The following is an 11,623-nucleotide window of genomic DNA, read 5'->3' on the forward strand; positions in this document are numbered from 1 at the left end:
TCCTTAATAAGGAGAGGGTGCCGCAGGCGGGTGAGGTTCTTCATTTTTTATTGGAAGTAGATGCCAAAACAGCAATAAGATAATTCGTCAGAGTATGGGCATCTACTCCCAATTCTGTCCGCTCTTGTGCTGCTAAAATTGCTGCTTGAGAATGCCACCAAGCACCAGTTGCAACAATCTCCTCTACAAAAATCTTTTTAGAAGAAGCTTGCGCCAATAATCCGCCAATCAACCCAGTTAAGACATCCCCACTACCACCACGCGCCAAGGCTGGGGTACTTTCGGGATTAATCCAGACGGTTCCTTGGAAGTTGGCAATAACAGTTCTTGCACCTTTCAATAACACCACTGCACCACTTTGCGCCGCCGCTTCCCGCGTTGCTTTCACCCTATCGTGATTGGCATCGGGAATGTCAGGAAACAATCGCTTGAACTCACCCGTGTGTGGTGTAAGTACGGTGATTTTTTGTCGTTTTTGTAACGTCTGGATGGTTTCCATTTCAGCCAAGATATTCAAACCGTCAGCATCTAGAAGTAAGGGGTTAGTGCTATCTAATACTTGTTGTAAAATCGGGCTGGCATCTTGGGTTAAGCCGGGACCACAGGCGATCGCATTAAATGAACTCAAATCTGTTTTGGCTGGGAGTTGCAGTTGGGCTATCGCCCCAGATTCTGTTTCCGGACAACCAATAATCAAAGCTTCAGGTAACTGCGCCACCATGATTGATTTGAGAGATTCTGGTACAGCAATTGAGAGCATACCGACACCACTTGCTCGCGCACCCAACCCAGTTAAGATTGCTCCTCCCGAATACCGACGCGAACCACAAATCAACAGCAAATGTCCTTCCTTATATTTATGCGTAACTGGCGGACGGGGTAAAGGCAGAGTGGAGAGGGCTGTTGTTTTTGTGATGCGTTTAGTACTTGGTGAATTTTCCAGTACCGCTTGTATATCAGCCAAGGGAATGTCAAAATCTATTAACTCAGCTTTACCGACATAATCGAGAGCTTGGTCTTGCAATAAACCCTGCTTCCACAAACCTAAGCACAACGTGTGCGTAGCACGTACCGCAGTTCCTAAAACTTCACCAGTATCTGTGTGCAACCCCGAAGGTAAATCGATACTAATAATCGGTTTGTCCCATTCATTCAGCTGATTGATAGCGCTAGCGACTGGATCTGTGAGCGTTCTTTCTAAGCCAAATCCAAACAACCCATCAATCAATAAATCACAATCTTGCAGTGGTTCAATCGAGTCATAACACGGTAAACCCAGACTTCTATTATACTGCAAGTGTTGCGAAGTTAATTCTTTTAGTTTAGAGAAAGGGCAATATATCAAGACTTCATAGCCACGAAAGTATAACTCTCGGGCAACAACCAAAGCATCACCACCATTATGACCAGGACCTGTGAGAATTCCTACGCGGGAGGGAGGGAGTGAGGGAGATAAAGAAGCTTTCCCTTTGTTTTCTTGTTGGCAAGACAGGAGGTAAATATCCTGAATACGACGGGCAATAAGTCCTGCCACTTTTTCCATCAAAGCTACCACAGGCATTCCCGCTGTAAAAATACGCTCTTCGATATCGTGCATTTGCTGTGCGGTGACGATGACTTGTGCAATTTTTTCTTGCCTGTCTTTCATTAGTCCTGAGTCCTAAAGTTCTGAGTTTTGAGTAATGAATGCTAAATATTGTGTTTAAATTTATTTAAAAAATTTATCCTGTTCCAGTCCATTTTAATGGACTTCGTCTATGAGCCTGGGACTTACAGTCCTTGGCGGACGAGAACCCAGTCCAATAATCTATAATAACTTTGGCATTTATTTTAGCAGGTACAAGATACTAAGTTATCCTCTGTCCATTTTCTAATTAATATGTGGTACTTTTAATAACAATAAGAGCCAATAATCCCTTCTTAAGTTATGCATCTAACTGGTCCGGAACGTAAGAAATTACGCGACGCTATTCTCAGTGCTTATCGAAGCAAAGCTGATTTAGAAATGATGGTTGATGATGAATTAGAGGAAAATTTAGATGCAATAGCTGAAGGAGCAAATCAGACTCAACGTATTTTTAATTTGATTAAATGGGCTGAATCAAGAGGTAAGTTAGACTACCTAATTATCGCTGCGTATAATACAAACCCAGACAATCAAGAGTTAAGAGAATTTTATAAAACGATATTTCAGAAAACGTTTCTTATTAATCCCGTTCCAATAAATATTACTGCAAATACAGGTCCAGAGATTGATTGGCTAGGACCAACAGAAGAACTGCAACTTCAAGGTTTATTTCAGTCGGAACCAGATTTTTGGGATGTTGGCTTTTTGAAGAGAGCCATTGAACAAATAACATCTGTATGTCGGATTGAAATAAACTCGCACAAAATTGGAACGGGTGTTCTAGTAGCAGATAATCTTGTACTGACAAATTACCACGTTCTCAAGCCGAATGAAAATGAAGATATGCAAACCAATGCTCTCAATGCAGTTTTGCGTTTTGGCTGTTTGAGTTCAAATTCCGGAAACGAGACAGACGGACTGGTATTTAAATTAGAAAGTCAGCAACCAATTCTACACTCTAGTCCGATCGACAAACTTGATTATGTTTTGCTGCAAGTGGAGAAACGTCTTCTCGACGCCAAGGATATTAAACCTGCTTGTTGGGATGCGAATTATCTTCCCGTTAAAGGGATGGGAATCCATCTTCTGCAACATCCCGAAGGGGACTCAATGAAAATATCTATCAGTCGTGATGGGATAACTGGAGTTTATCAGGAGAGGGGATTAGTTCAATATGTTAACAAAACTGCCTTGGGGTCAAGTGGTTCGCCATGCTTTGATGATGATTGGAAAATAGTCGCTTTGCATCATGCTCAGCGAGCCAAAAGTTTTGGTACTATCCGCGAAGGAATTTTATTTAGTGCCATTTATCAGGAAATTAAAGATTACCTTAAAAGATAGATAACTAATAACTGATATGACGAGACGTATTATTACAACACAACTAGAAGCAAATACTTCTTCCAACATTGATGGTTATTTTGATAAGCTCATCAAATACATTCCCTCGGAAATTGTTGTGGGTTGGATAGCTGTAAAAGGACTTCTTATCAGCGATAATGAGATTCCCAGTAATAGTTTATTGTGGATTTTATTTATTGTTTTTACTGGCTTAACTGCTGTTTATATTTTCAAGCAAACTTCAGAACCTAGAAAACCGCCAGCCATCAGTCAAGTTCTCATTTCTACAGGTGCATTTATTGTTTGGGTATTTGCTTTAGGAGAGCCATTCTCGTCATTGGCGTTTTACCGTCCTGTTTATGGTTCGGTAGTTTTGATTCTTTTTAGTCTCATAGTGCCTTTATTTAATCCTCCTGAAGGAGAAAAAGTTAAATGAAATGACGATAAATTTAAAGAAATCTTCACAGAAAGAATTAATAGAAGCTATTCTTAACGCTTATCCCGATGAAGGAGATCTAAAGATGCTCCTTGATTTGGAACTAGATATGAATCTAGAGGAAATCAAGGAGGGTAAAAATTATAAACAAATTGTCTATAACTTGATTAATAAAGCAGAAAGAGAAGGTTTTTTAAAACAATTCATTGAGGCTGCTCATTCAGAAAAACCTGAAAATCAGAAATTAAAAGCTATTAAAGAGAAATTATTTTCATCTATTTTTGACCATATTGATGACTCATTATATAGAAGTCAAATTTCAAACGAACAATGGAATAATTTATGTCTCATACTGTCTGAAATTAAGTTGAGTTTACTTGGTCGAGTCTGTCGTATAACTCTAGAAAATTTTACCAAAACTCAAGATGTATTAGGTAATTATCCAGAATTAGCAGATCTGGAAAGTTTAGGTGTATTAAAGACTATACTCTTAAACAAATGTCCTCGGAATGATAAAGGTATACCAAGTATTGTTGAATTTGCTGAACGTCTGTCGAAGGAAAAGGAAGTTGGAGAATCTCACCAAAATAAATTAAATCAGTGGGTGGGAAAGATAGCCCAGGAACTGAATCTCACTTTGCCAACTTATTTTGAGGATCAATCATCTGCTACTCTTCAATCTTATCTGCTGATTACAGTTTCTCCTAGTCCGAAAAGTGCTAAAAAGTTCTATCTGGAAGCTGAATTGATTCGGGATTATCTACCGAATGATGCTAAAGGAAAACTTATAAAAATTGATTTAAATCAGGAATCAGTAAAATTAGAGTGTTCTTTTGAAGAAATCGCAGAGAATATTCATCAATTTATAAGTATTGCTAAAACTGAACACCTCAAACAATACAAACATTATTTAACTGTAGAGATCTTTTTACCTTTACAACTTTTAGGTAAAAGTCTAGACTTAGAAGAAATATCGATTGGCTTCAACCGCAGAAAACCAATAGGGAATGAAGACAAATTTTTGGTACGTTCTCTTGACCGCTTTATCAGTAATTATGGCGAATATAGCAATCGACTCTCTTTAAGATGGGAACAGTTAACAAAGTGGGTTAAAACAAGACTTTCACAGACAGACTTACAAAATAAAATTTATCATATCTCTCAAGTCGATGACTGCAATTGGGATGAAATACAAGCTGAGTTGGAAATCAAAGAAAAGCTAGGAGTCAAGATGACTTGCTGTTTTCCTGAATCTGATTTAGATAAAGAGGAGTTGTTTATTGCTGTTTTAAGAGGAGGAGTCCCAATAGCTTTATGGACAAGAACGGCTCATATTCCTAATATAGAGAAAGAATTTGACGAGCTATTAAATATTGAATGTTTTCAAGGAGATTTCAGTGACTTAATTGAATCAGTATGGAAACTCCGTAAAAAAGCTCATGCGAGAAGAGACAAAGAAAATTATTTAGGCTATCATCTGGGATTTTTATGTGATAATCCTAATCGAGTACCTTTTCATCTGCAAAATCAATCGCTTATCGAAACAGGTATGTAGAATGAACAGTTATCAGTTACCAGTTACCAGTTACCAGTTACCAGTTACCAGTTATCAATTGTTCACTGTTTACTGTTCACTGATTCAGTCATATAGATTTAAGATAAATTGAAAATATGGAAGACTGGCGATTTTTTCATGGTAACGGCGAGCAAATAATGGAAGACGAGGTTAAAGAGAAATTAGAACATCTGAAACCTCCTCCTTGGCGACGCTTTAGTAAAAAAGAAGATGTTCCAAATGATGGACGCTGGGAAAAACTCCTGAATTTGGCGCAAGAAAAAGACAGAAATAAAAGAAGGGGTGAAATTTTTCGTATATCCCGTGACGCCAATGATGTTATAAATGCAGTTAACGCTGCTATTTATTTACGAAGACCTTTGCTAGTGACGGGTAAACCTGGTTCGGGTAAAACTTCTTTGGCTTATGCGATCGCCTATGAATTAAACCTAGGTCCAGTCTTATCTTGGGGAATCACCGCTCGTTCTACCTTACAGGAAGGTCTTTATCGTTATGATGCGATCGCCAGACTCCAAGATGCTCAACAAAAAGAAGACCAGGATATTGGTAAGTATATTACATTGGGCGCTTTGGGAACAGCTTTTTTACCTTCTTTGTTACCAAGAGTTCTCCTAATTGACGAAATCGATAAAAGCGATATTAATTTTCCCAACGATTTATTAAATATTTTTGAGGAGGGAGAGTTTCCGATTCCAGAGTTGGTGAGACGAGCAAAATCTCAAGGGGAAGATAAGCAAGAAAATAACCAAGAAAAGCGTATATTTAAAGTAGATACCCGAGACCAAGATATTGATGTTGACATTGTAGGGGGTTGGGTACGCTGCTATGCTTTCCCTATCATTGTGATGACGAGCAATGGAGAACGAGATTTTCCGCCAGCTTTTAAACGGCGATGCGTACGAGTAGAAATGCCAGAACCGAAAGAAGAAGCTCTCAAAGCAATTGTTAAAGCTCATTTTAAAGATGAGGAAAGCCTTGCTCAAGATGCTGAAGCAAAAATTAATGAGTTAATCAAAGAGTTTTTGTCAGATAATAAATCAGATAAAAATCAAAATGTTGAACGAGCGACAGACCAGTTATTGAATACAATTTATTTACTCACCCGTGATGTGAGTCCAAAAGCAGCGGATGAAAAGTCGATTAAAGAAATTTTATTAAGAAGCTTAAATCAGTGAAGAGGGAACAGGGAACAGGGAACAGGGAACAGGGAACAGGGAACAGTAAGATGAGTATCAAACACTCGTTCGCGAGGATCTTGCATCATACTTTTCGTCCGTCAAGAAATAAATTTCTTGGCTCAAAGTCCAAGTCCGTTAAAACGGACTGAGTAAGTTTTTTAGTCCGTTTTAACGGACGCGTGTTTATTAGCCCAGAACTTAAGTTCTGGGCGTACTCAGCCAGAGGTGCAAGATCTGAGCTAACGCACTTGCTGAACTCAGTTATACCCTTTTCGCACCGCCCAAAGAGCGATCGCGCAAAGCGCCCCCTCCTGCGGAGCAATAGCTTCGCTGCTGCGCTCCTTTGCAGATCGCCTTCGTGAAATCAAAAAAGAGAAGCGTATTACTAACCACTGACTCCTGAATTTTGCCGTAATTACTTCGTCAAGCTAGGTGCAATAATAGCCATGAGTAACAAAAACCCAATTTCTAACACGTAGCTCACATACACACTAGGGTTTAACAAACCATCCTTGAGGTAATTGCTACGTTTGGGCGAGAAAGAACTATGCTTGACAGCATGAGTCCATCCGCCGTATATGCAAGGACATCGTAATCCATGATTGGCGAGAATAGACTCAATCTCTGCAACACGAGGATAGAAACCGCGCTGAAAGTATTTCCATTGACTTTCTAATATCCAGAAAAATACGGGAATTGCACAACCAATTAAGGCGATGCTCCCGGAGGGAGCCGCGCAAGGCGCTAACGCACTTCCATTAGTTTTTTGCTGTAACATCAACGCTAAAATAGCCCCAGTGCCTGTGATACCAAGAGCTTTGATAACCCAAATTTGTTTATTGTAGTCTTCGATAGTCGTTTGCAAGAAAAAGTATTCTTTTTCCAAAATGTTGCGTTCAAATTCTGTGAGTGATTGAGTTTCAGGTTCTGGAGTTGTCGGCGGTAGATTAGACATAGAGAAATCTTGAGGCGTTGCTGAGATTGAGATAAATCAGGAAAAATTTCTAGGCGGAGATGAAAACACAGCTTTTCGCTAGCAGGGAGAGCAGATGCTGCGACAGTTGGGTACTCGCCTACAGAAGTTTGGGGAAACACCACTGTTGCTGAAGATGCTGTGTTCTGTTTTCATAGGGACGGGTAAAATACCGCCAAATCTGGGAATGGTGTTTCGCGAGTTTACCCAGTTTTGTGAGAACAAGCGCTTGGAGGGTGTTCTGGTAACAGATGAGTCTCGCCAGTGGTGGCGGCGACTGTTGCAACATTTAGCCTTAAAGATGACTCAAGCAAGTGAATCGACTGAGTTCCAAGTTGCCATTCCCAAGCAAGAAGCACAGGATATACTCAAGGAGTTTCTGCAACAGCAGGGATATCATCAACCCTGGAAAGCACTCGAATGGCTTGATGATTTACTCAAGTATCACCTGATTCAACTTGGTACAGAAAACAAAATTGAGTTTAAACACCAACTGATTCAAGAATATTACACTGCCGAGAGTCTACTCAAGCAGTTACCCCACTTTAGTGACGACAAGCTGAAACGGGAATATTTGAATTACCTGCAATGGACTGAACCCCTAGCCTTGATGTTGGGGTTACTGGAAGAAGAGAAACAAGCGCTGCGGGTGGTAAAGTTAGCGTTAGAGGTGGATCTGAAGTTGGTAGCAAGGCTAGCAGGTGCGGTAAAACCAGAATTTCAAGTGCAGACGGTGGCGTTAGTTGTTGGGTTAGAAGTTTCTCAAGAACTTAAATTTGAGTTATTAAGCACAACACGTTCTGAACATGCAATTTCGCCCTTGCTACAAGCTTTAAACCAGAAAGATTCTTATGTGCATAGGAGCGCGGCTAATGCGTTAGGAAATATCGTGGATTCCACAGCAGTCACTGGACTGATTCAAGCTTTAAAAGATGAAGATTCTCATGTGCGTAGGAGCGCGGCTAATGCGTTAGGAAATATCGGGGATTTCAGAGCAGTCACTCCACTGATTCAAGCTTTAAACGATGAATATTTTCATGTGCTTAGGAGCGCGGCTAATGCGTTAGGAAATATCGGGAATTCCACAGCAGTAACTGGACTGATTCAAGCTTTGAACGATGAACATTCTTCTGTGCGTAGCAGTGCGGCTGATGCGTTAGGAGAAATCGCTAGTCCTGAAAAACTACCAGAATTAACTCATCTTTTATCAACAACCACAAAAACCTATCTACTAGATACAATCTCTAAAATACAAAACCGTTGCAAATTCTACAACTACACCCTAACTCAACCACCTCGCCCACACCCAACACCCATTTCTATCTCCATGACTTACATTCTCCATCTCTCCGACTTGCACTTTGGCACGCTTGAAAATGCAGATTTATGGTGTAGCCAACTCGCAGATGATCTCAAAATAGGACTCGATTGCTCCCGCCTCGATGTCCTCATCCTCTCCGGTGACATTGCTAACAAATCCACCTCAGAAGAATACGACGCAGCCAAAGAGTTTTTAGACGTGCGATTCGTTGCTAGCTGAATCACGGTGAAAATCCGTACATAAGCAAGCCAACTTCGTTGTAATGTCAACAAGTTGAACTTCAGGAGAAATGAAGGTGAAAGCCCTTCCCCTCAAACTCAGAGGTGACTCCCTATCTGCCCACACCGAACAAACTCGGAATTTTGTAGAGTGAAGCTGGGAACAGGGCGCAATCAGACGGTTGTTATGGACTGACACTGGCGCAAAGTCTGCCGGGGGGATACTCCCCCCGGCGAGCTTTGCGCTAACGGGGAGTGCACAAGATGAAAATAGAACCTAAGAAAGTGACTTAACCTCAAGCAGGGCATAAACACAAAACCCCTGACTTCACCAGAGAAAAACCCGCCAATGGTGTCTAAGCAAGTGGCAAAGAGTAAGGGGATCTGGTAGTCAAATTGGTTCCATCTGACGGCACAAAACAATCTCTCCTGAGGAACGAATAAAAACGAGTTAAGAGTCCTGGGCGGTCGAACCCAAGGTAGGTATGACGAGATACGGAACTCTCTTAACTCGGGTAGGATTCAGCGTAATTGCTGAAAGGTGTTCAGAAAACAATCAAAAGGAGCACGAGCATGATTAGGCACAGTCACCGGACTAGTGAATCTTGGAAGAATCTACCCTGGAAGAAATTCCGGAAAGATTTATTCCGCCTGCAAGTTAGATTGTTGTGCGATTCGTTGTGAGTGAATCACGGTAACCAGTCCGTAAATAACCTCACCAACTCTTAAGAGTTGAACTTTCGATGAGATGTAGGTGCAAGCCCTACCCGCCAGATTCAGGCGTGACTCCTTATCTGTCCACACCGAACAAGCTCGGTTCTTGTAGAGTGAAGCTGGAAACAGGGCACAATCAGACGACTGTTATGGGTTGACACTGGTGCAAAGCTCGCCGGGGGAAGCTTCCCCCGGCAGACTTTGCGCTAACAGGGAGTTCCCACGGTAAAATCGATGCCTAAAAAAGTAACCTATTACTAAGCGGGGCATAACCAAAACCCCCGACTTTATCAGAGTCAAATCCCGCCGAGTTCAACAATGACAGCGGCAAGAATCTAGGGGTTCTGATGGTTAAAGTGGCACTACCTAACGGAACAACGCCACATGCTTCAACCGGGGGAACCCCGGCAACGCAGTGGCTCATCAATCTATCGAAGGAACGAATAAAAACGAATCAAGGGTCATGGGAAGGTCGAACCCCATGTAGGTAAGACGAGATACGGAAGTCCCCTGATTCGGGTAGGATGCGGCTTATTGGCTGCAAGGTATTCAGAGTATATTCCCCGGAGTTAGAGCATGATTAGACACAGTGTAACAACTAGTGAATCGTGGAAGAATTTACCCTGGAAGAAATTCAGACGTAACTTATTCCGCCTACAAACGAGAATATATAAAGCAATTCGAGCGGGAGACAAGCGTAAAGCAATGTCCCTTCAGAAACTTATTCTGAAATCCCAAGCGGCTAGATGGATGGCCATCCGTCAAGTAACTCAGTTAAACGCTGGAAAGAAAACGGCAGGAATCGACGGCAAAAAATCCCTCACCATTGAGGAACGATTTGAACTAGAAAAACTGCTTAATGCATCCACTAACAACTGGAAACACCAGAAGTTACGTAGTATTCCCATCCCAAAAAAGGATGGCAGTACCAGAATGCTAAAAATTCCAACTATTGCAGACAGAGCTTGGCAAGCTATCGCGAAGTACGCTCTAGAACCAGCACATGAAGCACTATTCCACGAAAAAAGCTACGGATTCAGACCGGGAAGAAGCGCACACGATGCGCAGAAACTCCTGTTCAATAACCTTCGCTCCAAAAGTAATGGAATCAACAAACGAGTCATAGAACTCGATATTGAAAAGTGTTTCGACAGGATTAATCACACCACTATTATGGAGAACCTTATTGCCCCACAGGGTATCAAAACAGGTATATTCTGATGCCTAAAGGCAGGAGTAAACCCAGAGTTTCCAGAACAAGGAACACCTCAAGGTGGTGTAGTCAGTCCGCTTTTAGCCAACATTGCTCTTAATGGTATCGAAAGTGTCCATAAATACAGACACGACGGAAAACCGTACGAACCATCAGTCCGCTACGCAGATGACATGGTTATAATACTTCGACCACAAGACGATGCTACTGAGATACTCGCAAAGATAGGTCATTTTCTAGCAGAACGAGGGATGAAGGCAAGCGAGAAAAAAACATGCATTACCGCTGCGACAGATGGATTTGATTTCCTTGGTTGGCATTTCAAAGTGCAAAACAACGGAAAATTCAGAAGCACCCCTTCAGTGGATAACTTCAAAAAATTCCGTCAGAAAGTAAAAGCCATTGTCAACAACTCGAATTATGGTTCCAAAATAAAAGCTGAGAAATTAGCTGCTTTGGTTAGAGGATGGAGAAACTACCATAGATTCTGCAAGATGGATGGTTCTCGCAATTCGCTATACCACATCGAAACAAGAGCATACAAGGTATTTAATAAGGAAGCCAAAAACGACCGATACTCCAGTAAGAAATTACTAGACAAAGCGTTCCCAAAGGTTTCCTACTCCGAAAACGCTCACATCATGGTCAAAGGGGATAAGTCTCCCTTTGACGGAGACTTAACTTACTGGAGCCAGCGCAACAGCAAGTTGTATGATGGGCACACCTCTAAAGCACTACAGAAGCAAAACCATACATGTGGATACTGTGGAATAAAATTTACCAGTGAAGAACGGGTAAATCTCCACCATACAGACGGAAACCATGACAACTGGAAGACAAAAAATCTATTAGCTGTACACGAATCTTGTCACGATTACATCCACATGGGCAAAAGGGATAAAACCCTAAGAATATCGGGAGCCGAGTACACAGAAATGGGTACGCTCGGCTCTAACTGAGAGGTGCTCGGGATAAGCGCGACTTGAAAGGTCGTTTAGAACGGAGAGCCGACTCTCCTAGAGAATT

General features: G+C 41.5%; 7 protein-coding genes and 2 pseudogenes. 7 read left to right on the top strand and 2 right to left on the bottom strand.

The window, feature by feature from the left end:
* Nucleotides 1-40: 40 nt before the first annotated feature.
* Nucleotides 41-1,648 carry an NAD(P)H-hydrate dehydratase gene (locus AC5590_RS31450; protein WP_169267186.1) on the bottom strand — a complete coding sequence of 536 codons (1,608 nt, stop codon included), beginning with the start codon at nucleotides 1,646-1,648 and terminating at the stop codon, nucleotides 41-43.
* 279 nt (nucleotides 1,649-1,927) lie between these two features.
* On the opposite strand from AC5590_RS31450, the gene AC5590_RS31455 reads away from it, so the two are divergent.
* From AC5590_RS31455 to AC5590_RS31470, 4 genes are all read left to right on the top strand, one after another.
* Nucleotides 1,928-2,968 carry an effector-associated domain EAD1-containing protein gene (locus AC5590_RS31455; RefSeq protein ID WP_169267187.1) on the top strand — a complete coding sequence of 347 codons (1,041 nt, stop codon included), beginning with the start codon at nucleotides 1,928-1,930 and terminating at the stop codon, nucleotides 2,966-2,968.
* Between the two features lie 16 nt (nucleotides 2,969-2,984).
* Nucleotides 2,985-3,404 (top strand): hypothetical protein, encoded by a 420-nt coding sequence (locus tag AC5590_RS31460; protein ID WP_169267188.1) that lies wholly within the window; start codon nucleotides 2,985-2,987, stop codon nucleotides 3,402-3,404.
* 1 nt (nucleotide 3,405) lies between these two features.
* Nucleotides 3,406-4,959, top strand: coding sequence for a VMAP-C domain-containing protein (locus AC5590_RS31465; RefSeq protein WP_169267189.1), 1,554 nt, complete (start codon nucleotides 3,406-3,408; stop codon nucleotides 4,957-4,959).
* Nucleotides 4,960-5,075: 116 nt separating this feature from the next.
* Nucleotides 5,076-6,155: an AAA family ATPase gene (locus tag AC5590_RS31470; protein WP_169267190.1), complete on the top strand. Its 1,080-nt coding sequence runs from the start codon at nucleotides 5,076-5,078 to the stop codon at nucleotides 6,153-6,155.
* A 418-nt stretch (nucleotides 6,156-6,573) separates the two neighbouring features.
* Here the strand turns inward: AC5590_RS31470 and AC5590_RS31475 are convergent, their stop codons facing one another.
* On the bottom strand, nucleotides 6,574-7,113 hold the full coding sequence (locus AC5590_RS31475; protein WP_169267191.1) for a hypothetical protein: 540 nt from the start codon (nucleotides 7,111-7,113) through the stop codon (nucleotides 6,574-6,576).
* Nucleotides 7,114-7,207: 94 nt separating this feature from the next.
* On the opposite strand from AC5590_RS31475, the gene AC5590_RS31480 reads away from it, so the two are divergent.
* The 3 genes and pseudogenes from AC5590_RS31480 to AC5590_RS31490 all read left to right on the top strand — a co-directional run bounded on the left by AC5590_RS31480 (nucleotide 7,208) and on the right by AC5590_RS31490 (nucleotide 11,556).
* The gene (locus AC5590_RS31480) at nucleotides 7,208-8,671 is read left to right on the top strand and encodes a HEAT repeat domain-containing protein (protein ID WP_169267192.1); all 1,464 of its coding nucleotides are present in this window, start codon (nucleotides 7,208-7,210) and stop codon (nucleotides 8,669-8,671) included.
* 572 nt (nucleotides 8,672-9,243) lie between these two features.
* Nucleotides 9,244-9,336, top strand: a pseudogene (locus AC5590_RS31485) (reverse transcriptase N-terminal domain-containing protein); the annotation flags it as partial.
* 624 nt (nucleotides 9,337-9,960) lie between these two features.
* Nucleotides 9,961-11,556, top strand: a pseudogene (locus tag AC5590_RS31490) (group II intron reverse transcriptase/maturase).
* Nucleotides 11,557-11,623: the final 67 nt, after the last annotated feature.

The organism is Brasilonema octagenarum UFV-OR1, assembly GCF_963888615.1.
Classification (GTDB): domain Bacteria; phylum Cyanobacteriota; class Cyanobacteriia; order Cyanobacteriales; family Nostocaceae; genus Brasilonema; species Brasilonema sennae.

What these genes read in the sequence shown, in the direction of transcription:
- AC5590_RS31465 (WP_169267189.1), top strand. Translation starts at nt 3,406, where the DNA reads ATGACGATAAATTTAAAGAAATCTTCACAGAAAGAATTAATAGAAGCT.
- AC5590_RS31455 (WP_169267187.1), top strand. Translation starts at nt 1,928, where the DNA reads ATGCATCTAACTGGTCCGGAACGTAAGAAATTACGCGACGCTATTCTC.
- AC5590_RS31460 (WP_169267188.1), top strand. Translation starts at nt 2,985, where the DNA reads ATGACGAGACGTATTATTACAACACAACTAGAAGCAAATACTTCTTCC.
- AC5590_RS31470 (WP_169267190.1), top strand. Translation starts at nt 5,076, where the DNA reads ATGGAAGACTGGCGATTTTTTCATGGTAACGGCGAGCAAATAATGGAA.
- AC5590_RS31480 (WP_169267192.1), top strand. Translation starts at nt 7,208, where the DNA reads ATGCTGCGACAGTTGGGTACTCGCCTACAGAAGTTTGGGGAAACACCA.
- AC5590_RS31450 (WP_169267186.1), bottom strand. Translation starts at nt 1,648, where the DNA reads ATGAAAGACAGGCAAGAAAAAATTGCACAAGTCATCGTCACCGCACAG.
- AC5590_RS31475 (WP_169267191.1), bottom strand. Translation starts at nt 7,113, where the DNA reads ATGTCTAATCTACCGCCGACAACTCCAGAACCTGAAACTCAATCACTC.